We start from the raw sequence: 22725 nt of genomic DNA, 5'->3' as shown, positions 1-22725 counted from the left end.
ACTCAAAATACACGAGCAGCCCAAATGCTACGAGCAAGATCAGAGCAGCCCAGTATGGCATGGGTTGGATTAGTCACGATCAGATCTGACACCTGACTTCCCAGTACTCTGATAACTTCAATGAAGTTAGCCTAGTTATCAGTAGCTTCAGTCACGAATCAACTGGTTAAGTCTTTACGCTTCTGTTCGAATTCCTCTCGATCAATCTCGCCATTGGCATAACGCTCCTTGAGTATTTCTATCGCTGACTTATGCCGTTCTGAAGGTGTACTCTTGCCGCTAGCTGTCGCTTTCACAGCCCAGATTATGAGAATAATCAATCCAATCCAGAACAGCCACATGAAGCCTCCGCTAACTCCGAATCCAAATCCGTCATGCATTTGTAAAGTCCTCCTGTGGTTTTTGCGTTTAGTCTGTTTGTTTACTTAACTCTCACAGTGATCTTCTCTGACATCAGCGCCGGATCTTGCGGTTCGTGGTCTTCGTCTCCTAACAGCAGTTGCAGGGTGTGGGTGCCGGGTGGCAGGTCCAGTACCGCTTCCGTCTCACCGTTGTCGAAATGCAGATGGGCCTCATCTCGGGGAATGGGACTGTCCAGATCGGGCAGTTGATCCACATTGATCAACAGGTGGTGATGCCCCGCCAGGTGGCGGATCTTGCCTTTCGTACCTGCCGGTGTGATACCGAAGCCCTTGATACCGAACCTGACCTTGAAGGGGCTGTCGACCACCGCACCGTCCTTGATGCCGATGAAAAAGACCTGGGCACCAGGCGGTGGCGTGTGGGCTGTGATCGTGAGTGGCACCATCAGCAGTATCAGGCTGATGAAGGGATGTAATTTATTGTTCATAACATTTCCTACTGATTGTGACGGGCATAAACACTTGTCTTTCCATCCGGCTGAAACGTCAGTACCTCATAGGGATCTTTTCTCGGCCCTTCCATTCCCGGAGAACCCATGGGCATGCCGGGTGCAGTCAGTCCCTTAACCAGTGGTTTCTCCCGTAACAAACGGACGATATCGGCGGCGGGCACGTGACCTTCTATCACGTACTCACCCACTTGTGCGGTGTGACAGGACTGTAGCCGCCGGGGAACACCCATTTTGCGCTTGATGGGGTCCATATTGCGCCTGTCGTGGACGGTGACCTTAAATCCATTCTCCCGCAGGTGGCTGACCCACGCTTTACAGCATCCGCAGGTCGGGCTTTTGTAGACAACCACATCGTCAGCCTTTGCAGGTCGCTGATCGAGTAACAGTCCCCCGATAAGCAGCATCACTCCCACAAGGAGTGAACCTGCCAGTGTTGTGCGGGTAACGGTTTGCTTTAATCTCTCTGCTTGTTTCTTTGCCATTGGGTACTCCCTATAAATAAAGTTTTAGCCCTTTTTTATGGACTGTAATCTTGTGTTGGCTTGATTATCGCGTTCATGCCAGATGCGGTAGATCTCATCCGACCAATGAGTTTGTATCCATGCCAGAATGGCATCGATCTGTTCAGCTGAAAGCTTGTCGGAAAAACCCGGCATGCTTCCTCCTAATGGCACACCGCCGTGTCTGACAGTACGGCGCAGAACGGACAGGGGGTGATGCCAGGTGTGAGCCGTGCCATTGAGTGGTGGTGGGGGCAGTTTTCCATTGGCGTCCAAGGTGCGCCACTCAGTCGTACCTGAAGCGTCCGGTTTATGGCATTCGGCACAGTGCATTTGGTATAAACCCTGCCCCCGTGTGACTTGCGTTTGTGTATACCAACGTGCTGACTGAATAGTTAGTAATCTTGGCTCTGGATCACTGCTACTTATTGTGTTTGCGTTCTTCTGGTCACTACAACTCACCAACCCGATCGTCAGCAGTGTAATTACAAATAATTGTCTTCTCTTCATTGTGTTGATGCTCTTTTTTACCACCACTCGACTCCTTCCCTGGATTCATGAGATGGACATGGTTGATATGGTCAGAACCAGGCACGAATTCCGACCACAAATTGAGTATCGCTGGTATCTTCGTCCTCGGCTTCGGTGAAGTCGGCGGTATCGCCAAACTGTTTGCGCCAGTTGACGCCGATGTAGGGTGCGAACTCTCGCCGGATTTCGTACCGTAACCTCAGTCCCAGCGACATATCGGAGAGTCCGGAACCGATGCCACGCTCTTCGTCATCTTTACTGTAGAGGTTCATCGAAAGCTCAGGTGACAACACCCACTTCTGGGTAAGCATGTACTCGTACTCCGCATCCAGACGTGCATTGATTCGTCCCGATTCACCAATAAAGAGGCCGGCATCTACCTCAAAAAGATAGGGTGCCAATCCTTTGAAGGCGAGAGTCAGATAGTCCCGATCCGGCTTCGGTTTGATATCGCGGCGCCAGCCGGCCTGGATATCCCAGAATGGTGAGATCGCACGACTGTATAGGAGTTGTATTTCCGCCTCCTCGGTTTCGCCGTCTACTCGCTCCACATCGGTTTTGAACCAGAATTTATGCAGGTCGTAACCAACCCACGCGTCCGCCTCAAGCACCAAAGGATTGGAGCCGTCGGTAATGCGGGTCTCCAACTGATCGATCATCACTTTGTAGACCAGCGGATCGTCCTTACCACCGGCAAACAGCGGTAGCGACAGAGCCATCGCCAAAAGGAATAGTGTTGTTCTTTTCATTATCTCTACCTCCTCAACTGACGATCACGGTGCGGAACATACCGAGCATGTGGTAGAGAAGATGGCAGTGGTAGGCCCATCCCCCTTCAGCGTCCACGGTTACCCGGTAACTGATACGCGATCCTGGCTGCACAACCACCGTGTGTTTACGCGGAAGGAAGTTGTTGTCGCCCGTCTCCAGGTCGCTCCACATGCCGTGTAAATGCATCGGATGGTTCATCATGGAGTCGTTGATGAAAGTGATACGCAGGCGCTCGCCTAGCTTCCAGCGCAAGGGCTCGGCGTCGGCATGCTTGACCCCGTTGATCGACCACATGTAGCGTCCCATGTTGCCGGTGAGGTGAAGTTCGATCTCCCGGTCTGGCTCGCGCAGATCGGCTGAGACCCGCAGGTTGCGCAAATCAGCATAGGTCAATACACGACGACTATTATTGCGCAGACCGACGCCGGGATCATCCAGCCGGTATTGGGGTGCGTCGGCGCGCATATCGACGTGGGGACCATATTCGGTCATCGCATGGGTGACAGGACCTGCTGTGAAATCGGAGGGATTGGGCTTAAGCGTTGCTTTATCCACTCCACCACTCATCGTCCTCTGATGCTGGCTGTGATCCATGCCGGGCATCATCTGTGCATTGGGCATCTGATGCTTACTGTGGTCCATACCCGACATCATCTGCCCATCGGGCATCTGATGCTGGGCGTGATTCATCGCGCTCATGTCATGCCCCGCGTGTTCCATGCCGTGCACACCCATGCCCATGTCGTTGTGACCGAGATCGGGCACCGGATCCATTTCGGGAATCTCAGCGGCCATCGATGGGTCCGGTGTCAGCGTAGCCCGAGCGAAGCCGGTGCGTGCAATGTCCTGGGCGAAAATCGTGTAGGCCATGTCGTGTTTGGGTTCAACGATGACATCGTAGGTCTCCGCTACGCCGAGACGGAACTCATCTACCGTAACCGGCTCGAGGTTCTGTCCGTCAGCAGCCACCACCGTCATTTTCAGGCCGGGTATCCGAACATCGAAAAAGGTCATGGCAGATCCGTTGATGAAGCGCAGACGCACTTTTTCGCCCTTTCTGAACAGGCCGCTCCAGCCTTCAGCTGGTGTGAAGCCGTTGGTAAGGAAGGTATATGTATATCCGGTGACATCGGAGAGATCGCGCTGGCTCATACGCATCCGATTCCACATCTTGCGGTCGTTCCAGGTGGCTTTCAGTCCCTTTGCCTTTAAATCCCTCACCAGATCGGCATGGGTGCGCTCATTGAAGTTGTAGTAGTGGCTGAGTTTCTTCAGCTTGCGGTAGACATCGTTGGGGTCTTCGTCCGTCCAGTCGGATAACATCACCACATAATCCCGGTCGTATTCGACAGGATCCGATTCACGGGGATCGATAATGATGGGACCGTAAAGACCAGTCTGTTCCTGGAAACCGGAGTGGCTGTGATACCAGTAGGTACCGCTCTGAGTCACTGGGAAACGGTAGATGAAAGTCTCTCCGGAGCGGATACCCTGAAAGTCATCGGCGATACCCGGTACGCCATCCATGGCGCTCGGTAGGATGATACCGTGCCAGTGGATGGAGCTGGTTTCCGGCAGCAGATTGGTCACCCGAAGGGTGACCGTATCACCGACGCGCCAGCGTAGGAGCGGCGCTGGCAGGGAGCCGTTCACTGTGGTGGCAACACGGGGAGCCCCGGTGAAGTTGACTGCCTGTTCTGCCAGGGTTAAGTCGAATTCGGTACCCCGTAGCGCTAGTGGTCTCGCTTGTTTCATGGTGGCAGCGAACACAGATCCACCGAAGCCAAGCCCAGTGAAGGCGCCGCCCAAGGCCAGACCTTTGACAAAGCGGCGGCGTGACAAATTAAAACCACCACCGTTATGTATGGAATTATGATTCTCACTCATCGTATTTTTCTTCCTCTGCACATCAGACCACCGACAAACGTCGCTGGTAATAATCAACAGACTTACCTGTTGAAAAATATTGAGGTGCGATCACTGGACTCAGTGATCACAGACAGAAGAGATCAAGCTCTGGGCGGACGAAAGTGTGATGAGGGCGGTTGGTGTATGAAGCCGGTGTTTAACTGTGTAACTATAGAGACGGAAATTTGGAGTGTAGGAATTAAAATTTCAGGCAATAATGCCAGAATGCAGGAGATGCAATGACCTGAAGAACAGCTGTTACCACAAATAATAGTGGTATTGCATTCGTCACAATCCATCATTGCTGCATGATCTTCCATCAATACCATGATATTAGAATGGTTAGAATCCATCAGATGCTGATGCACATCGCCATCCTGCTGAAAGTCGACACCGGCCACAGCACCCTGCATTGGGATCAATCCCAACAGTACAGAGAGCAGAACCGCGAGCAGTTTTTCAGGAAGTCGATACATAGTCAGAAATATTGCTGAGATCAATTCTTAATTCAATATGTTGCTATAGGCACCTCATTACCATAAAAAGTTCCTTGTTTTCAGGTAACTATGACTCCGACAATAGAACATTCCCCAAAATACAATGTGTTATATACCCCTAAGGTAGGGGTATAGGAGCAAGCATCCCAAATTAGTCAACCTAAGGTCTTCTATGAGTTAAGTGAACCAGGCGATTGTTGCACTAGTTGAATCGATCTGGCGAAAAGAACATAGACACGATGGAGCAAGGCTTCTACTACATGCCCCTCTATTCCAATTAGTTAGCAACCCAAGCTTTAAGGTGAGCCAGCTCTATGCACTTATTCCAGATAGACTGAACTCTATTTCGTCCAATTTCACCACGGTAGTCGACCAACGGTGATAATCCAAACAGGAATGGCGCCAACGTAATAGAAAAATCCAACCATAGCCCTTTATTTGTAACACATCCCAGGTGTAGAAGTCTGAACTTGATCTGATAGATTGAAGGTCTAATGTTGATGTCATTTGGCAGTCATAGCTTCCGTCCGGGTAAAAGCGGACATTGCGAGGTTTCAGCTTAGACGCCTGCTAAACGACCAAGGCCGAAGTTCAAGATGGGCAACATCTGCTACTGTCCCCGGCGGAAGCAGACGTTATTCTTGTAATGCATTGTTTATCCGCAGACAAATCACACTGTGTGATTTTAATGTGTATGATCCGTCTCGAGAATACGCACGGCGCCGCGCTTGCGCCCAGATTCAGTTCGCACATCGATCCAGATGGCGCTCCCTTCCGGTAGTTTCGCCGGCACTTCCAGGTGACCGTGGTAATGTCCGTATGAATCGGCTTGCAGCAGGGTTTTCACACTTCCACGGCCATTCTTCACACCCACCCAGGTGCGCAACTCGCTTGGTGCCTTGCCTTGTTCCACTTCGATACTGATCACAGCCTCTGTGCCCGGGTTAATCTCATCATACAAGGTCACTTGGTAGTGTGTACCGGCTAGCGAAGTCTGGCCCAAGTGGTACTCTTCGCCTTCGCTGGCGTGACCGGATGTGTGGTCGTGGTCAGCGTGGTCATCCTGCGCCGCCAGACTGGTGGCCGCCATCAAGGCAACTGCGATAGTAAGTAGTAGTTTTTTCATCTTCGATTCCTATCTGTCAATTTAAAACAAGGTACCGACGCTCATACACCGGCCTCTGCCAATGGGTCTGTTCGCTCGGTACTCGCTGTCGATTTGGAGTAGAACATCAGATAGCCGACAGGGACGACGAGCATGTTGAGCAAGGTTGATGTCATCAGGCCGCCGAGCACCACCACGGCCAGTGGTGCCAGCAGTTCGGAACCTGGTTCGCCCATCTTCATTGCCAGCGGGATGAGGCCCAAAGCAGCACACAGTGCCGTCATAAGTACCGGAACAAGGCGTTCTTCGCTGCCACGCTTGATCGCCTGCACCAACTCAAGCGACTCACTCTCTATCAACCAGCGGAAATGATTGACAAGCAGGATGCCGTTGCGCACCGCTATGCCAAACAGGGTGATGAAACCCACCATGCTGGCAATGGAAATTACCGGGGGGATGTATCGCCCTCCTTGTCCCAACAGCGCCGTCAGATTGGCGACCGGGTTGGCTGACTCGGCAAGGAACATGGCGACTACCCCTCCAATCATGGCCAGGGGGAGGTTGATCAAGACCAGCAATGCGGGACGCAGGCTGCCCATGGCCATTTGCAGCAACATGAGCATGATTAAGAGCACCAGAGCTCCCATGCCAAGGATAGTCCGACTGGCCGATTGCTGGGCCTGAAACTGTCCACCGTACTCGACTGTGTAACCGGCCGCGTGAACGATGGGATCGACTACTGCGCGTATCGCCTGCACGGTGTCACCCAGGTTGTAGCCAGCGGAGATATTGGTGGCGATCACCGTCTTGCGTTGTGCGTTCTGGCGTGAGATCAGGTTGGATGTCTGCTCTGGGCCAATGTCGGCGACTTCGTGCAGGCGCACCAGGGCGCCGGCCCTGCCAGTCAGGATCACGTTTCGAACATCCTTGACTGATTCACGCTGTTCCTCGACCAGGCGCAATACCAGGTCATAACGTCGCACACCCTGGTTGACTATGGCGACAGTATCGCCAAAAAGGGCCCGTTTGACCTGTGCCCCGGCGTCTTCTGCACTGAGTCCGTAACGGGCCAGGTCACGCAGACGGAAATTGATCCCCAGGGTCTGCACCAATACCTCGCGGTTTGCGCTTACGTCACGTGTGCCTGGAACCGTGACAAGGGCTATCTCAATGTCTTTGGCCAGTTTGCGCAACACTGGCAGGTCATGACCGTACACGTTGATGGCGATCTGCGCCTTGGTGCCGGAGAGCACGTGCGAAAGACGGTGAGAGATCGGTTGTCCAATGTTGATAGTCACCCCGGGCAGGCCGGAAAGCACCCGGTCTATCTGAGCCAATATTTCGCCTGGATCGGCATCGTCGGCGATGCGTACCTCAACCTCTGAACTCGAAGGGGGCTCCGCGTGTTCGTCGCGTTCGGCCCGTCCGCTGCGTGCCACCACATGCTCGATGCCCTCTATCTCCAAAAGGCGCTGTTCCACGCCCAAGGCAACCCGTTCGGATTCCTCCAGCGAGGTACCCGGTGGCATCATCAGAAACACGGTATAGGTTCCCTCGTTGAATTTGGGCAGGAAACTGGAGCCGAATGTGCTGGCAAATAAAAGCGTCAATGCCGTCAGCATCAGAGCCAGGACCAGCGTGGTACGTCGAAAACGCAGGCACAGGTTCAGCAGTGGCCGATAGGTATGTTTTAGGCCGCGAACCAGCAGGGTGTCGCCATGTACTTCGGCCAGGCGACCGCGTAACAGGTACCAGCACATGGCCGGCGTCAGGGTCATGGCAACCACCAGTGATGCCATCACGGAGATGATGTAAGTGACGCCAAGGGGCTGAAAGAAGCGTCCTTCCAGCCCTTGCAGAAACAGCAGCGGTACAAAAACGATACAGATGATAAGGGTGGCGAAGACCACTGATTGGGTGATCTCCTTGCAAGCATCGAAAATTACCCGCATTCGGTGCCTGCGTTCCTGCTCCGGCAGCCCGGCATTTTCGCCCAGGCGCCGATAAACGTTCTCCACGTAGATGATGGCATCGTCCACCAGGATACCGATGGCTACAGCCAGCCCTCCCAGGGTCATCACGTTGATACTCATCTCTGCCGCCCACATCACCAGCAGTGCCGTGCCCAAAGAAATAGGCAGGGCTGCCAAGGTGATCAAAGTGGTTCGCAGGTTCATCAGGAACAGGATGAGGATCACAGTAACGATTATCGTCGCCTCGTAGAGCACCCGGGTCACGTTGTCAACCGAGCGCCCAATGAAGCCCGCCTGGCGGAAGACGTCGCGGTTCAGCTTCATGCCCTTGGGAAGGCCTGACTCAATCTGATCGAGTAAAGCGTCCACGCGGTGAGTCAGTTCCAACGTGTTGGTGCCAGGTGCTTTCTGGATCGACAAGACCACTGCAGGCTCACCGTTGTCGGAGGCGGCGCCACGTCGGAAGGCTCCACCGAGACGGACATCCGCAACCTCAGCCACAGTAACCGGGGCCCCGAAGCGGTACGCCACAACGGTCTGTTCAATATCGGCAATACCGCGCACCCTTCCGCTCTGGCGCATCGGCAGTTCCAAGCCCTCAACGTTGACCAGAAAGCCGGCTGTGTTGAGGTTGTGCGCCCTGCTGACGGCTTCGGCTATTTCAGCGGTGGTCAGGCCGTAGATTTGCAGTGCCTCCTGGCGTATCTGAACCTGGTACTCCGGCAGGTAACCACCGATGGCAACGACTTGCGACACGCCCGAGATCGTGAGCAAACGGTTACGCAGGTCGAATTCCGCATAGGAACGCAGATCCATCGGGGTGACGCGCGAGTCCTCGCTGTGCAACGCAATCAGCATGATCTCACCGGTGATCGAGGAGACCGGGGTCATCTGCATATGTGCATCAGGCGGCAGGTCGGCTTTCACCGTGTCCAAACGTTCGGACACCATCTGGCGTGCGCGGTAGATGTCCACTCCCCAGTCGAATTCGGCCCAGACGATGGAGAGGCCGAGTGAACTGGCCGAACGTACTCGGCGCAGATCAGGTAGGCCGTTGATGGCGCTTTCCACCGGAAACGAGATGTATTGCTCGACCTCTTCCGCAGTCAGCCCACCAGACTCCGTGATCACGGTAACAGTGGGCGCGTTCAGTTCCGGGAAAACATCCACTGGCAGGTGTTGCAGCGCATACCAGGTCAGGCCCACCAGCAGGGCGGAGGCCAGAGTGACCAGGGCAGCATTGCGTAGTGAGAAGGCGATCAACCGCGCGAACATCAGTCTTCTCCCTCATGGAAGGTGCCGTCGGTGTGAAAGTGCCCGGTTTTTACTTTCTGCCCCGTGGTCGCCAGCTTGAGTTGATAGGCGCCATCGACGACCACTTCGTCATTCTCGCCAAGGCCCGAGTACACAGTGACCCAGCGCCCGTCATCCGAGCCCAGATCGGCCACCGTGCGGATCACAGTATCCGGGTCGTCGGGGGCACGACGAAAGAACACAGTCTCGAGTCCGTCACGTATCACCGCCCGCAAGGGGATGGCCAGTTCTTCCATGTCTGGGTCACCGGCGACAACGATTTCGGCCATCGCACCCACCTGGGGACGTATCCAAGGCTGTTGTGGCGCCTCATCAAGATCTATGAATACGTCAACAGTGCGGGTGTCCGGATCACCAGTAACACCGATGCGAAGGCGGCCGGGTATGGGGTCGCTGCGACGCGTAGTGCCGCGCCCTTCGGGCGGGTGGATGTATGCAGACTGCCCGTCACGCAGGTGGTCAACGAGGTCTGCCTGAAGCGCTTTGCCCCGGAACCGAAGCTCGGTGGGATAAACGACATGGACCACCTCCGTGCCTTCGACAACCCAGGTGCCGCTGGCTGCGTCCACCTCGCGTACCACGCCATCCTCAACAGCCCGAATGGGAATATGGTTGAGTTCGCTCCAGTAGGGTTGCCCGTCCGTGACTTTTCGCAACCTGTTCTCGGCAACACCCGTCAAGGTGGCGGCCTCAGCCAGTAGTCGGTTCAAGCGTTCTGAAGCGGCATTAACTGCAGCCTGGGCTGCTTTTTCATCGGCAGCGAATACGCCCCCTTTAGGTTTTTCAGTGCCCGCGAGGTTGTCGGCGATCTTGCGGGTTGCGCTTGCCCGAGAGAATTTGGCTCGTGCCTGTTCACGACTGGCCTGGGTCTCGGCCAACTCGCGCTGCAGCTCGCGCCAGGCGGGGGCGTCGAGTTCAAGCAGCATCTGTCCGCGTGTGACCTGATCAAGGGCAGCAACATGTACCTTGACCCGGCCAGAGGCCGGCACGGGATAATGGTGCTGTGCGGAAGTAAGTAATTCGAAATGGCCGGGAATGGCGATGGTCGATTGAACCGGGCGGTAGGTCGCCTTGGCGAAGGTGATGCCCAAATTGCGCCTTACCACCGGCGTTAGCGGGGTGCGATTGGATGGAGGCGGCTCTACAGTTTCCCGCTCAGGATCAGCGGCTTTGTCCGTGGCTGCCGGATCGGTGGGTGCGCTACATCCGGCGAGCAGAAGCACCACGAGTGCAGCCACCAACAACGCGGATAACGGGTTTATATGGCGTCCAGCAAGATTATTACAAGTGTGCGCATGACTTCGCTTGGTTATAGTCACGGAAACGCTCCCAGGCCAAAGAGATCGATTCGGCTGCAACCGGTGCAGCCGGCCGTTGCTCGAAGGGAGTGCTTAGATCAGGAGGCGAATTGTGGAAAGGTCATCGATTGACGACCATGTTGGCGGTGTGTCGAGATAGGCGGGCCAGTGGTGAGAATTGAGCGCCACGCTGGGTGCGGTGGGGTCATCGAGAGGGTATGCAAGGTATACCGGCGGTGTATCGGCTTCCCACTGGGCGGACAGGTTGTCCCGCAGAATCAGCATATCGGCCAACAGTGCGGTATCTGCACAAGTCTTTGGATGCACCTCGTGTTCGGGCGTGTGTATCGCAGCAGCTAGCGTGATGGCAGAATGATCAGTCAACCCTGCCTGGTGTCCGATCAGCTCAATGGCATGGTGGTCACTGCCCGAGGTGCAGGAGACAAGCAGAGTATTGATGACCGAGGTGAAAAACATCACCAAGGCTAACGTGACACTGACTTGTTTGTGGAGCAGGACCATGCCCGCTATTCTGTCACCGACTCTGTCGGTCGGTCAAATGCATGTGGTTGGTGCTCTTATAGTGGTGCATTCCACAGCATCAGTTGATACTGGAAGATTCCAGTTCTGGCCACTTCCTCGGCTAGCATCGTGGCAGTACCACTCCTTCTGGTTGCTGTTTCGAATCATGCTCTTTGGTCTTCTGCCTGTTTCTGTCGGTGATTATCAAAGCCTTGGTAGGATTCCCTCATTCCTGAGCAAAGAGGGAGTCATACTCTTTACTCCCTGATCTAATGAGAATGGTAATATGTCTTCCCCTCCACACTGGTTCGCCCCTGGCTTGATACCGGTTATATGGCACGTTGGCATGCATCTCCGAGTACGCTCAGACACAGTTTTGCCAGTCACTTGTTGGCAGCTGGTACGGATATCAGAACAATTCAGACACTTTTTGGCACAAAAACGTCGAAACCACTATGATTTATACACACGTTACGCCTGATCATAAAAATGTGAGCAGTCCGCTTGTCCAGATAAAGGGTCTTCGATAATTGGTCATCCTCTCGATCGGCCCATCTTTGATGGACAGATCGATGCTCATGTAGGCCTATTCAAGATGTCTGCTATCAGGTGAGTTCAATATCAGATTGCATCCTAAAAGAACTTCCGCTATTGGCCGATAGCCGAAGTAGATAATTCCTGAAAGAGGACGCTCATTTAGCCTTATGTGGTGTAGCACTGCAGTGGAGTTCAAGTCAGGTCGATTTATACCTGTTCCTTACAAGAATGGGCCTACCTGATAGATGGCAAGACAACCGATGAGCTCGCAACTTCGTAGATAGCAGTACAGGCAGGAACTGGACAGCCCGGCCTGTTGGCCGGGTTGTCCAACTTGTCGTTTTATGACTGTTTACTTTTCAAGACCACCCTACGATCAATCATCATCCTCCTCATCATCACCGTTACAAGGTGCACAAACCACAGGTGCCACATCCAAAGCAAATGCGGCGTTGTCGTGATCCCAGCTGAAGCTCAGATCATCGCCATCGGTGCGCTTGTTGTAGGTTGTCAGGAACACCGTGAAGGCACACTTGGTTCGTGGTGGCATTGAAGGTGTGGGATGGTTCAACATATGGCCGAACGTATGGGTTGGGCTCGCACCCTCTGCCCCAGGGGGGGCACCCACATTATTCGTGCTGTTGTGCATCGTATCGCTACCGCCACTCAACCCCCTCCTCCAGGAGATCACATGGTTTTTCTGGAACATCTCCCAGGGGTGGTAGGCACGGTATCCGATGCCGAATGTGGAACTCTCTGTACCATTCATGAACTGGCACTCCTCATCCGAGGCGACACCGTTCATTCTCAGATCCTCGATGCTGGCGACCACGTCTCTGTTATCCCACCAGAACAGATGGCTCAAGGTACCATAGGGCACCATATTGGTGGGGCCTGTATCCTGGATCTTTCTACGATAGGTAAAGGCTGCTTCGACCTCTGCCCCCGGCAGACCCGATGGCGGGGTACCGTTAGGTCGCAGACGTTCTCCGGCAGCGTTGAACACCTCGATGGTGACCAGATGCCGCTTGGCAGGTTGGCCGTTATCCGCATCGGGATCGCTCCACTGTTTGGTTAGGTCCCGGGTGTTGAGGTAGGCATGGTACTGATCCGCTTCCCAGTCCGCATTGGACCCCAGATCCCCATCAAACGGGATCAGATAGAGGCTGTCCTGAGGTTCGTCAGGTGCCGATGTGCTGACAGGCCCCAGGCTTTCAGACACCACATCCACACCACCGGGCACGGCAACCGCTTTATTCCAAGAGAGCCCGCTGGTGACATATTCGGGCGATCCAACCGGATTACCATTGCTATCGGCCTCAGTCACACTCACCCGATAATATTTGGCGCCTGTATCGCGCATGCTCTCGGAGAACATGATGGCCAGCTTAAGGGTGCCACCCCAGTTTCGGTCATGAACCCCGTTACCATCCGGGCCGCCGCTGGGAAAAGCCACACCACCGTTCATGCCTGGTGATGCAACCGAGGTGGCCGATGTCTGATCGGGTGTATTGAGCAGTGATGAATCCGTATCACCAATTTCATCCAGATAGACGAAGGCATCGCCTTCTCCACCGTTGTCGCGGCAGGCAACGGCCAGGGGATGGTAGGAGCGAAGTATTGGATTGTCATCGGCATCGTACCAATGACCGGCATTCACACCATTGTAGATGGTGATGGTAAATGGACCGAAACGCTGCTTCACTTTGTAGGCAAACTCTTCATGGCATCCTCTGCGCAGCAATACAGGAAACTCGCGCCAACAGATATTGAAGCGGCCATCGGCACCAATCGTACCTTCAGCCACTTTTACCGGTTCGCTGCACTCATAGCGTCGACACAGCAGATACGGTCTGGCGTTGACATACTCGGCAATCCGCTCCACCGGAAGGGTACGTAAGGCGTGCAGATCCTCTCCAACATGCAAGGCACGTTCGTCCAGAGCACCCTCATGCAAAATAGCCCGCTGGAAAGGTGCCGGATCGGGACCGGGCCCTGGGGGATCGGGAAAGTCGGGCACTTCTGGAATCCTTTCGAGTAGCCTTTCAAGCTCTCTGATCAAGCGCTCCAGTCGATGATCGGTGAATACCCAGGGTTCACAGCAGCAGATTCGCCGATAGACCTCTATCGTGCCCAGACAGATGGGGGTGCACCTGATCGGCCAGGCGATAAGTTCACCCAATTCCAAGGTTCCAGGCAGTCTTGCTACCGCTGTGGGTTGTATGGATGCCCTGGCAAGGCGATTTAACTTGAATCCTCTGGCCGATTGACTCAGAGGGTATCTGATGGCCTCCGCCAGCTGTGTATACCACCAGGGAGAGGGTCGACAACGACGGACACTTCCCGATACACAGCGGTAGCGAAACAGCCACTCCCGCCACACACTGCGTCCAATGTCCAACACGCCCTGCTCCAAGCGTGCTACAAAATCAGCAACCCGGTAGTTGAGAAACAGGGAGCTTGGCGCCTCGCCACTCTCGGTTTCTGTGGGACCAACCCGTATACGATGGGCTTTTTCAATGACACCTAGCGGCAAGCCAAAGGCGCCATCTTCAGCGATCTGTACTGTCTCAAATACCTTACCTTGCCGGTCGATCAGTGTGATCTCGACCTGAGGTTTTTCATCTTCTTTGTTGAGTCCTCGAAGAACGAGTTTTGAATTGATGCCCTTGCCACTACCTGAACCTTTCTGCTCACTTGCCATATCCGTCACTCCTTGATGATTGGTAGGAATCCATAAAGGCGGGGACTACTCCATTAAATTAATAAACATCTGCTGATGGCAGTAGTATCAACATCCTTATCTATTCCTGATTTCAGAAAAACACTGCATTCGCCAGTAGAACTATTAACCGGAGTTTTGTCACTATCAAGAGTAAAAACAGGAAAATGGTATTATTACCATTACGGTTGACGAAAAAGGCTCAACGAGTTAATCAAACTCAAGCAGGTGCTGCGGTAGAGGCGTTGATCCGGAAGCGCTGAACTATGTTTTATAGATCGGTAATCCATTGTGAATCGAAGTGTCGATCCCTAGATTCAGCCAGCTTGAGGAGAATACACAGCAACGCGATTCCTACCCAGCCTTTTTGCCTCATACAGAGCCTTATCCGCATTGTCGATAAGCTCTTTCAGGCTTACTACGGAAGTCAATTCTGCCACGCCTAAACTGAGAGTGACTTTGTGTCCATTGGTAAACACCTTATGCTGAACTGCTGCACGCAACTCCTCAGCCAATGAGGTGGCACCCTGAATGCCTTGCTCCTGTACAGCAATCATGAACTCCTCTCCACCATATCGACCAAAGGTATCTGACCCTCGGATACGCTCCAGGACAATCTCGGAGAGTTCCTGGAGAACCAAGTCTCCCACAGCGTGACCCGATTCATCGTTAACCTGCTTGAAGAAATCCAGATCGAACATAATCAGACTGAATGGTTTACGGTAACGTCGCGCAGCATCAAAATCATGCTCGGCAAATTTAATAAAGCCCATTCGATTATAAGCACCGGTCAAATAGTCTGTCATTGAAGCCAATTCCAGTGCGCTGTTTTGTTGCACGATCACTCTGTTCTGTTGCTCTGACCTTTTCATGAAGAAATAGATAAGTGTGTAGATGATAGCCAGAACAACGAAGGTGACAGCGGTGAGAGCGTTCCAGACCGCCTTCCCTTCTTCCAGATAGGGCTCCAGGGGAATCCTGATAGAGATAAGGGCACGAATATCCCCTTCCTTCTCATAATAACCAGAAGCCTTTGGATACTGATCGACCATCTCTTTTGGTGCATCTGCAGGATCGCCGTGGCATTTTAAACAACCTTTTGTGATCGGTTTGGTTGCCATCGAAAAGTACAGCGATTTTTCACCATCTTTATTTCTGGTGATCTCCTTGTACTCACTGAATTCACCCGCATTCATGCGCTTCAGCAAATTGCTTTCAAAAGTATCTGCCTGATTGATTTCATTACGGGGATTGGTGGTTGCCAATTTGAAATAGACCTCAGGCAAACCAACTTTTTTTCGCTCCTCGTTCAAAAAACTTTTTATCCCTCTCGCCGTGTAGGTAAACGACATGGTTTTGGGAGAAAAATAGCCTTCGTAGAGGTCGCCTTCACTCTTCAATCGGTACAGTTCAGGCCTGGATTCGGTGTTAACGTACTTGTGAATCGCTTTATGTGTCAGCAAAGCATCGCGAACAAGCTTCTCCGCCTCACCAATCGCATACTCTTCCGTGTAGCCGTGAAACAGGTATGCCATCAAGCCAAAGGCAAGTAAGAAGGCCCCCATGATTACCGCAGGTTTGTGGGGCGTATTTTTATCCTGCAGAGTCTCTTTAGCCTCAGATTCTAGTTTCATTGCAGGCTCGAACCACTGATGGTGTATTCAGGCATCCCGCCAAATCAACTTCTCCGATTACACCGGTAATCGTGAAAATTCATAACCAATCATGTTGAGCTAGCCGACAACATTCAGTTGTCATAGGCGTTGTCTACAAAAAAGAGATTGGCTTGTTCACAGATTCCATAAGGAGAATAGCGGCAAAAATGAGGGCAGCTTGAACTCAGTATCGATAAATACAAGCAGTGTAATGCACTTAGCCTGAATCAGGCATGGGGTTGAGATGAAACATTACCACTTGATTGGAGCATGCAATCTCATCATGAGGAGCATTTCAAAAAGGGATGGTAACCATCTGATAATTTGAGCGATTGTTCTAAATTCATCACACACTCAAGGCAGATTGATCTGATAGCGGAACTCACCGTCAAACCGCTCCTTTTTAACCAATTTGGCACTGTCACTCTTTTCCACATCACGTTGACCGCTGATGGTCATTTGATTTCTTTCAAGTGAAATGTTCACGGCCTTGGGATCGATGCCGGCAACCGGCAGATAGATATCCACCTGCTCCGGAGTGGAACCGATATGCATCTGCGGCTGTACGGAATGCTTGGCTGCATGATGCAGACCTCTCAGGCCTGCAACCTCAAACAGGCGTTCCATCTCACTCTCAAGATGCATGAAATTGTCTGTCAGGCTTCGGTCAAAACCGTTTAATCTTGCGAACATTGTTAAAACTCCTGAAATCTGTTTTTGCGTTGATTGATAGATAGGGATGACCTGTGAATTTTTCAAGCACCCCTCAAATCAGGGCAAAAAAACTTGACTTGACCGACCGGTCTAATATACTGAGTCACATGAGCATCGAAATGGACACCAAAGAGCGAATTCTGGCCACGGCCCGTGAACTGTTTCACGGGCGCAGCTATGCGGATGTGGGTATCAAAGAGATCTGCTCCATGGCAAATGTGCAGAAAGGCAGCTTCTACCACTTCTTCCAGTCCAAGCAGGACCTGGCCATGGCGGTGATCGATGATATGTCGGACGACTGGGCCAATGGCTTTGTCGCCGAGGCATTCGATGATGCCCTGCCCCCTATGGAGCGCTTGGACTATATGGTGGATGCAGTCTATTTCTGGCAAAAGGCGGCAAAAAGCCTGGAAGGACGCATGCCCGGCTGTCTGTTCGGCAATCTGGCCCTGGAGGTAAGTACACGGGATGAGGTGATCAGAGCCCGGTTGAATGCCATCTTCGACAAGGCCAGCGGCCGATTCCATCAGGCACTGGCACAGGCTATCGAACAGGGTGAGATCCCGCCTCTGGATACCAAAGCCACGGCAACGGCGATGCTGGCCTATCTCGAAGGCGTCATTCTATTGGCCAAAACACGTAATGATCCTGAAGTAGTACGGAATTTGGGTCCGGCAATCAAAAGCATTCGGATCGAGCGTAAACACTGAATTTGAGGTCCATTTTTTTAACCTCACTCTTGACCGACCGGTCATCTTGTATGATTGACAGTAACTTAGAGGAGAGAAGTCATGACTGAAAACATACACACCCTGGACACCCGTGGTTTGAGTTGTCCACTGCCCATATTGAAGACAAAAAAGGCCATCTCGGCCCTGGCTTCGGGAGAGGTGTTGGAAATCACAGCAACGGATCCAGGCTCTGTTAAGGATCTGGACTCTTTCTGCCAACAGACGGGCAATGAAATGATCGCAAGCGAATCCATCGAAGATGGTTTCTTTTTCAGAATCCGCAAGGCTTGATCATCTACTATAAGGTGGTTAACCAATCTTCCTGAACTGTAATTTCCGAATGAGTTAGGAGTTGTAAAATGAGTAGTGCAGCACCTGTTTCCGAACTTTCCAACGAACAGATGAACCAGTGGTTCGACCAACGTTTTGCCGAAAAGATGTCTGAAAGGGAAGCGAATCATATTCCCTCGATGACCATCATTGCCACCAAAGGCACACTGGATATGGCCTATCCCCCATTCATCCTTGCCTCCACTGCAGCGGCTTTGGGTTGGGATGTGTCGATCTTCTTCACCTTTTACGGTCTGAGTCTGCTGAAACAGAATCTCGATTTGAAGGTCAGCCCCTTGGGTAATCCGGCCATGCCGATGAAGCTGCCGGAAGGACCGACCTGGATCAAGGGTAAAGAGATTCCGATGCCGACCTCAATCATGACACTGGTTCCAGGGTTTGAAAACATGGCCACCGGCATGATGAAAAAGACCATGGACCAGAAAGGGATTGCCCGCATCGATCAGTTACGTGAGCTGTGTATCGAGGCAGAAGTCAAGTTGATTGCCTGTCAGATGACAGTGGATCTGTTCGACTACGGCAAAGAGGATTTTATACCTGAGATTGAAGAGTGGGTGGGCGCTGCCAGCTTCCTGCCCAGGGCGTCAAAGGCCGATGTGAATCTGTTTATTTGAAATCTCACCTTGTTGATCTCGATCTCTTTGTAACCCCCTCGATCATGAGGGGGTTACAGATACCCAGAAAAAATAAGCTTACTATTTCGAGATAGGACGAATGCTCATTTCTCACTTCTTCCAGACTACTATTTGATATCGTAATTGACCTTAGCAGATACTCTTTCTGGCCTCATTCAATTAAAATCCGCAACGCTGCAATTAATGCCTGATGGAGAGGTTGAATCTCCTCGATGCGCGCCATCGCAGTGGACTTCCCTTCATGCAGCTTAAGATCGACCAACTCAGCCGCCTTCCGATGAATGGACTCATGTAGAGTCACAATTTCAGTAATAGCTGGTTCATCTGCACCATTTTTCGCTACTAACGCATCGAGCCAGACCCCGAGGTTGCACCGATGCACATCAAGTGGTGGTGCGGCCTGTTCGTCATTAAGGTGGCAGCGTATCTGTCGTATCCAGGCACGGTGCTCAACCATGGCGAAAAGAACCGACACTGAATTGCGATCCACCTTCTGGGCCTTCTTCCAAGCAGGCTTCGGCTGCCAATTGGCCATCCATGCAGGTATCTGGTCTGCCGGCATGGGGCGTGCAATGGCGTAGCCCTGTCCCAACTCACAGCCGAGTTGTAGCAGCAGCTCTCCATGTGCTTCGGACTCTACGCCTTCGGCAATGACTTGCCGACGAAACGAGATAGCCAAACTGAGCGTACCGTCCAGGATGGTCAGGTCCTCAGGGTCATCAAGCATGTCACGCACGAAGCTCTGGTCGATCTTCAGGGTCTGGATCGGCAGGCGCTTTAGGTAGGTGAGCGATGAGTAACCGGTGCCAAAATCGTCTAGCGCAAAACCAACCCCCAGTTCCTGGACTTCACGTATGATCTGGGACACTCGATTGATGTCCTCCAGCGCACTTGTCTCGAGCACTTCCAATTCGAGATCTCCAGGCTCTGCTTTCGGGTAACGTGCCAGAGCAGCACGCAGCTTGTCTGTGAAATCGGTCTGATCCAACTGCATGGCATCCAGGTTGACACTCACCGGTAGTGCAATGCCCTCTGCACGCCAGTCAACAATCTGCGCCAAGGCGCTCTCGATGACGTAGTCACCCAATTCGAGCATCAGAGGGTGATCGCTGATGGTTGGCAGAAAGCTGTTAGGATATAGCAGTCCTTCTTCTGGATTTTGCCAACGTATCAGTGCCTCGACGCCGATCACACGTCCCTGGCGCATATCGACCTTGGGCTGGTAATGCAATACGAATTCGCGCTTTGTAAGGGCTGCCCTGATGCGTTCCACGCTTTCATGCTGACCACGCAGATCCCTGTCCTGCACCGCATCGAACAGGTGGTAGCGGTTCTTGCCGGCGAGTTTCGCCTGATACATTGCCTGATCTGCCTGGCGCAGCAATTGATCGGCGTCGATGGGTTCCGCCTGGGGGTAGAAACTAACCCCAAGGCTGGCCGAAACTTGTAGTAATCCGACTTCATCATGCACAGGTTCGGCAATGGCGTGCAGCAACCTTTGCAACCAGGGTAGACTCGTGTCGACATCCGGCAGATCTGCTAACAACGCGACGAATTCATCCCCCCCCAGTCGAGCCAGGGTATCGACCTCACGTACAGCCTTTTTCATGCGATCCGCAAGAATCACCAGCAGACGGTCACCGACATCATGACCGTAATCGTCATTGACCTCCTTGAAACCATCCAGGTCAAGATAGACCAGGGCGAGCTGCGAATCGCGCCGTGATGCTTGCAACATAGTCTGGCGTAGGCGGTCACCCAGTAACACGCGATTGGGCAATCCGGTCAGGGCATCGTAATGCGCAACGTGCTCTAACTGGCTCTGGTGCTCCTTCTGCGCTCTGATATCAGAGAAGAGTGCCACGTAACGCTGCACTTGGCCATCAGATGAACGTACCGAACTGATGGTCAATGATTCTGGGTAGATCTCACCATTCTTGCGGCGGTTCCATATCTCGCCGGTCCAACTGCCTTCCTCGTGTAGTGAGCGCCACAGATCTTCATAGAATTCAGGGGCATGCTTTCCCGACTTAAGTATGCTTGGTTTTTGACCCAGCACTTCATCGCGGCGATAACCAGTAATGCGGGTAAAGGCGGCATTTACGTCAAGGATAACTCCTGCCGGACTGGCAATGATGATACCCTCGGTGGCGTGTTCAAACACACTGGCCGCATCCTTCAGCTGTGCCTCTATCTGTTTCTGTGTGGTGATGTCTTCGTAGATACCGAGCACGCCGTATATTTTCCCCGATGCATCACGTAACGGCATCTTGGAGGTACGCAGGATGATTAATCGATTATCCGGCGTACTCTGGGGTTCTTCATAGTCAAGACGCGCCTGACCCGTCTCCATAATCTGCTTGTCGTCCGCACGGTAGACTTCAGCCTGCTCTGCCCATCCCATGGAAAAATCATCGAGACCGATCATCTCATCCGGCGACGCCTTGCCGGCATCACGGGCAAAAGGCGGATTGCATCCCAAGTAGTGACACTCCCGGTCCTTCCAGAACACTCTGATCGGCACCGTGTCAATGACCTGGTGAAGAGTCATCTCGGCCTGTCGCCGCTTATCGACCTCCCCCAACAGGACGGCAACAAAGGTGCTACTTTGCAGATAGTGCACGGCCAGCAATACCAAGATAGCGATAAACAGTGACACTTGGGTTAGTTGGCGTGCCCGGTGGTCGAGCAGTGGTTCGATCGACAACAACTTACTCAATTCCCAGTCGCCACCCGGAAGGGGGCTTGATGCCCAGAGCCAAGGACGGCCTGAACTGTCACGTACCCAGTCGTTTGCGAAACGCTGGAATCCCAGGTGCTGCAGGTCCTGCTCATCAAACAGGCGCTCATGCACCAGAGACTCCACCTCGGCTCCGATAGGAAACAATGCCCCTCGATCGAAAGGAGGCGGACCAAACAAAATCACGCCCTGCCGATTCAGGATCACATCATCCATACGGACGTTATCACCCAGCAAAGTATCCAGGTTGAAACCGGCGACCATCACGGCCCTGGTCGTCGCCGATTCATCAACCACCGGTCGCGCGAAGAAGACCCTCGGGAGGCCGGTTACAGAGCCACGCGCCATGTAGCCTGAGGTGTCACCGGCCATGGCTGCCTTGAAGAAGGGACGCCAGGCAAAATTCTTTCCGATAATCGCCGGATCAGAACAGACGATCACCTGCCCATCGGTATCCAACAACAGGCTGGTATCGGCACCCATCTTGCGGTTGAGCACTCGGAACTGCAAGTTATGTTGGCCTGGCACGCCAGCCAACGCACGTAGCGTGATCGGATCCGATGCACCAATCTTCAACATATCAAGGCCATACCTTTCAAGAACCTCCATCCGGTGCCGGGCGAGATCCAACCGTGCATAAGCCTCCTCTAACAGGCTATGACGAAACTCATCTTCATCCTTCTCAACATATTGTCCAGCCAGCATCAAAAGTATTGGTGAAGCCACCAGCGCGATAAGCAGCAAGCGGCGTTTCTGAAGTGGCAAACCGGCATGTGCCCAAATTGAATAGACCATCCAGGCGATGATGAAGGTCGCCGTCATGTTGGCCATCCAGGCCGAAACCCCCCAATACGTCGCAGTCACAAACAGGAACAGGATACCGGCTCCTAATGCCAACCTTCGCTGCAAGCCTGAGGCATTCCAACCATGCCACAAGGCCAGTATGGCCACGAACGGAGTTAGCACATCCGTGTAACGTTCACCTGTGAACAGTGCTAGTAAGGCTGTGACGACAAGTGCCAGATGGTAGAGCCAGACCCACCTTCGACCTTGCTTTCCCCATCCCAGTAGAACAAGCGAAGCAATGGAGAGAGCCAGTCCAAAATCAGCCAAACTAACGGGTAGGACGGTCATGGCAGGTAACTTCGGTCCCATGCCGACAAGGGCCCAGGCCACAGCGAAAACAATTGAGAAAGTGGTATCCTGCAGTGCATCCAGAGAGCCTTGGCGACGGAAACGGTGCGAACTTACCGCACTTAGGCCCAACAGCAGAAGTCCGCTGATCAGGCCCAGTCTGACCAAATCAGGTATCAATGAAAGTAGTTCTGAATCATCCATCGTATAGCA

At 53.0% G+C, this 22725-nt stretch carries 19 protein-coding genes; 5 read left to right on the top strand and 14 right to left on the bottom strand.

Annotation, left to right across the window (positions count from 1 at the left end):
* Nucleotides 1–158 precede the first annotated feature (158 nt).
* The 6 genes from A3193_RS07415 to A3193_RS07395 all read right to left on the bottom strand — a co-directional run bounded on the left by A3193_RS07415 (nucleotide 159) and on the right by A3193_RS07395 (nucleotide 4563).
* On the bottom strand, nucleotides 159–380 hold the full coding sequence (locus A3193_RS07415; protein WP_069005513.1) for an SHOCT domain-containing protein: 222 nt from the start codon (nucleotides 378–380) through the stop codon (nucleotides 159–161).
* A gap of 41 nt (nucleotides 381–421) precedes the next feature.
* Nucleotides 422–850 (bottom strand): DUF4399 domain-containing protein, encoded by a 429-nt coding sequence (locus A3193_RS07410; RefSeq protein ID WP_069005514.1) that lies wholly within the window; start codon nucleotides 848–850, stop codon nucleotides 422–424.
* An 8-nt stretch (nucleotides 851–858) separates the two neighbouring features.
* Complete coding sequence (locus tag A3193_RS07405; RefSeq protein ID WP_069005515.1) at nucleotides 859–1356, bottom strand: DUF411 domain-containing protein; 498 nt, start codon at nucleotides 1354–1356, stop codon at nucleotides 859–861.
* Nucleotides 1357–1380: 24 nt separating this feature from the next.
* Nucleotides 1381–1884, bottom strand: coding sequence for a c-type cytochrome (locus A3193_RS20890; RefSeq protein ID WP_071934349.1), 504 nt, complete (start codon nucleotides 1882–1884; stop codon nucleotides 1381–1383).
* 71 nt (nucleotides 1885–1955) lie between these two features.
* Nucleotides 1956–2654 (bottom strand): copper resistance protein B, encoded by a 699-nt coding sequence (locus A3193_RS07400; RefSeq protein ID WP_069005516.1) that lies wholly within the window; start codon nucleotides 2652–2654, stop codon nucleotides 1956–1958.
* Between the two features lie 13 nt (nucleotides 2655–2667).
* Complete coding sequence (locus tag A3193_RS07395; RefSeq protein WP_069014428.1) at nucleotides 2668–4563, bottom strand: copper resistance system multicopper oxidase; 1896 nt, start codon at nucleotides 4561–4563, stop codon at nucleotides 2668–2670.
* Between the two features lie 359 nt (nucleotides 4564–4922).
* Here A3193_RS07395 and A3193_RS20540 point away from each other — a divergent pair, with 359 nt between their 5' ends.
* Nucleotides 4923–5078: a hypothetical protein gene (locus A3193_RS20540; RefSeq protein WP_155523030.1), complete on the top strand. Its 156-nt coding sequence runs from the start codon at nucleotides 4923–4925 to the stop codon at nucleotides 5076–5078.
* A 688-nt stretch (nucleotides 5079–5766) separates the two neighbouring features.
* Here A3193_RS20540 and A3193_RS07385 read toward each other — a convergent pair.
* The 4 genes from A3193_RS07385 to A3193_RS07370 all read right to left on the bottom strand — a co-directional run bounded on the left by A3193_RS07385 (nucleotide 5767) and on the right by A3193_RS07370 (nucleotide 11293).
* Entirely contained in the window at nucleotides 5767–6207 is a 441-nt protein-coding gene (locus tag A3193_RS07385) for a hypothetical protein (RefSeq protein ID WP_069014426.1), read from the bottom strand.
* Nucleotides 6208–6248: 41 nt separating this feature from the next.
* The gene (locus A3193_RS07380; protein ID WP_069014425.1) at nucleotides 6249–9434 is read right to left on the bottom strand and encodes an efflux RND transporter permease subunit; all 3186 of its coding nucleotides are present in this window, start codon (nucleotides 9432–9434) and stop codon (nucleotides 6249–6251) included.
* On the bottom strand, nucleotides 9434–10792 hold the full coding sequence (locus A3193_RS07375) for an efflux RND transporter periplasmic adaptor subunit (RefSeq protein ID WP_162273735.1): 1359 nt from the start codon (nucleotides 10790–10792) through the stop codon (nucleotides 9434–9436). The genes A3193_RS07380 and A3193_RS07375 overlap by 1 nt, the downstream gene beginning before the upstream one ends.
* Nucleotides 10793–10864: 72 nt before the next feature.
* Entirely contained in the window at nucleotides 10865–11293 is a 429-nt protein-coding gene (locus A3193_RS07370; RefSeq protein ID WP_069005521.1) for a hypothetical protein, read from the bottom strand.
* Between the two features lie 333 nt (nucleotides 11294–11626).
* On the opposite strand from A3193_RS07370, the gene A3193_RS20960 reads away from it, so the two are divergent.
* Nucleotides 11627–11752 carry a tyrosine-type recombinase/integrase gene (locus A3193_RS20960; RefSeq protein WP_275531603.1) on the top strand — a complete coding sequence of 42 codons (126 nt, stop codon included), beginning with the start codon at nucleotides 11627–11629 and terminating at the stop codon, nucleotides 11750–11752.
* A 454-nt stretch (nucleotides 11753–12206) separates the two neighbouring features.
* On the opposite strand, the gene A3193_RS07365 is transcribed toward A3193_RS20960, so the two are convergent.
* From A3193_RS07365 to A3193_RS07355, 3 genes are all read right to left on the bottom strand, one after another.
* Entirely contained in the window at nucleotides 12207–14534 is a 2328-nt protein-coding gene (locus tag A3193_RS07365; protein ID WP_069014424.1) for a hypothetical protein, read from the bottom strand.
* Between the two features lie 335 nt (nucleotides 14535–14869).
* The gene (locus A3193_RS20635) at nucleotides 14870–16186 is read right to left on the bottom strand and encodes a diguanylate cyclase (RefSeq protein WP_069014423.1); all 1317 of its coding nucleotides are present in this window, start codon (nucleotides 16184–16186) and stop codon (nucleotides 14870–14872) included.
* A 375-nt stretch (nucleotides 16187–16561) separates the two neighbouring features.
* Entirely contained in the window at nucleotides 16562–16900 is a 339-nt protein-coding gene (locus A3193_RS07355) for an Hsp20/alpha crystallin family protein (RefSeq protein ID WP_069014422.1), read from the bottom strand.
* Nucleotides 16901–17028: 128 nt separating this feature from the next.
* Between A3193_RS07355 and A3193_RS07350 the strand changes: the two genes are divergently transcribed.
* The 3 genes from A3193_RS07350 to dsrE2 all read left to right on the top strand — a co-directional run bounded on the left by A3193_RS07350 (nucleotide 17029) and on the right by dsrE2 (nucleotide 18617).
* The gene (locus A3193_RS07350) at nucleotides 17029–17631 is read left to right on the top strand and encodes a TetR/AcrR family transcriptional regulator (RefSeq protein WP_069005526.1); all 603 of its coding nucleotides are present in this window, start codon (nucleotides 17029–17031) and stop codon (nucleotides 17629–17631) included.
* 81 nt (nucleotides 17632–17712) lie between these two features.
* A complete protein-coding gene (locus tag A3193_RS07345; RefSeq protein WP_069005527.1) occupies nucleotides 17713–17943 on the top strand; it encodes a sulfurtransferase TusA family protein in 231 nt (76 codons plus the stop codon).
* A 146-nt stretch (nucleotides 17944–18089) separates the two neighbouring features.
* On the top strand, nucleotides 18090–18617 hold the full coding sequence (dsrE2, locus tag A3193_RS07340; RefSeq protein WP_139117018.1) for a sulfur carrier protein DsrE2: 528 nt from the start codon (nucleotides 18090–18092) through the stop codon (nucleotides 18615–18617).
* A 172-nt stretch (nucleotides 18618–18789) separates the two neighbouring features.
* On the opposite strand, the gene A3193_RS07335 is transcribed toward dsrE2, so the two are convergent.
* On the bottom strand, nucleotides 18790–22692 hold the full coding sequence (locus A3193_RS07335) for an EAL domain-containing protein (RefSeq protein ID WP_162273734.1): 3903 nt from the start codon (nucleotides 22690–22692) through the stop codon (nucleotides 18790–18792).
* Nucleotides 22693–22725 lie beyond the last annotated feature (33 nt).

The organism is Candidatus Thiodiazotropha endoloripes, assembly GCF_001708965.1.
Taxonomy (GTDB): Bacteria; Pseudomonadota; Gammaproteobacteria; order Chromatiales; family Chromatiaceae; genus Thiodiazotropha; species Thiodiazotropha endoloripes.
The sequence above is the reverse complement of the archived record's forward strand: the minus strand, read 5'-3'. Positions and strand labels throughout refer to the sequence as shown.

Bases quoted from the DNA above. Each gene is read 5' to 3' on its own strand.
- A3193_RS20960 (WP_275531603.1), top strand. From the start codon at position 11,627: ATGGCACGTTGGCATGCATCTCCGAGTACGCTCAGACACAGTTTTGCC.
- A3193_RS07385 (WP_069014426.1), bottom strand. From the start codon at position 6,207: ATGAAAAAACTACTACTTACTATCGCAGTTGCCTTGATGGCGGCCACC.
- A3193_RS07380 (WP_069014425.1), bottom strand. From the start codon at position 9,434: ATGTTCGCGCGGTTGATCGCCTTCTCACTACGCAATGCTGCCCTGGTC.
- A3193_RS07410 (WP_069005514.1), bottom strand. From the start codon at position 850: ATGAACAATAAATTACATCCCTTCATCAGCCTGATACTGCTGATGGTG.
- A3193_RS20540 (WP_155523030.1), top strand. From the start codon at position 4,923: ATGGTTAGAATCCATCAGATGCTGATGCACATCGCCATCCTGCTGAAA.
- A3193_RS07400 (WP_069005516.1), bottom strand. From the start codon at position 2,654: ATGAAAAGAACAACACTATTCCTTTTGGCGATGGCTCTGTCGCTACCG.
- A3193_RS07370 (WP_069005521.1), bottom strand. From the start codon at position 11,293: ATGGTCCTGCTCCACAAACAAGTCAGTGTCACGTTAGCCTTGGTGATG.
- A3193_RS07355 (WP_069014422.1), bottom strand. From the start codon at position 16,900: ATGTTCGCAAGATTAAACGGTTTTGACCGAAGCCTGACAGACAATTTC.
- A3193_RS07405 (WP_069005515.1), bottom strand. From the start codon at position 1,356: ATGGCAAAGAAACAAGCAGAGAGATTAAAGCAAACCGTTACCCGCACA.
- A3193_RS07395 (WP_069014428.1), bottom strand. From the start codon at position 4,563: ATGAGTGAGAATCATAATTCCATACATAACGGTGGTGGTTTTAATTTG.
- A3193_RS07415 (WP_069005513.1), bottom strand. From the start codon at position 380: ATGCATGACGGATTTGGATTCGGAGTTAGCGGAGGCTTCATGTGGCTG.
- A3193_RS07345 (WP_069005527.1), top strand. From the start codon at position 17,713: ATGACTGAAAACATACACACCCTGGACACCCGTGGTTTGAGTTGTCCA.
- A3193_RS20890 (WP_071934349.1), bottom strand. From the start codon at position 1,884: ATGAAGAGAAGACAATTATTTGTAATTACACTGCTGACGATCGGGTTG.
- A3193_RS07365 (WP_069014424.1), bottom strand. From the start codon at position 14,534: ATGGCAAGTGAGCAGAAAGGTTCAGGTAGTGGCAAGGGCATCAATTCA.
- dsrE2 (WP_139117018.1), top strand. From the start codon at position 18,090: ATGTCTGAAAGGGAAGCGAATCATATTCCCTCGATGACCATCATTGCC.
- A3193_RS20635 (WP_069014423.1), bottom strand. From the start codon at position 16,186: ATGAAACTAGAATCTGAGGCTAAAGAGACTCTGCAGGATAAAAATACG.
- A3193_RS07350 (WP_069005526.1), top strand. From the start codon at position 17,029: ATGAGCATCGAAATGGACACCAAAGAGCGAATTCTGGCCACGGCCCGT.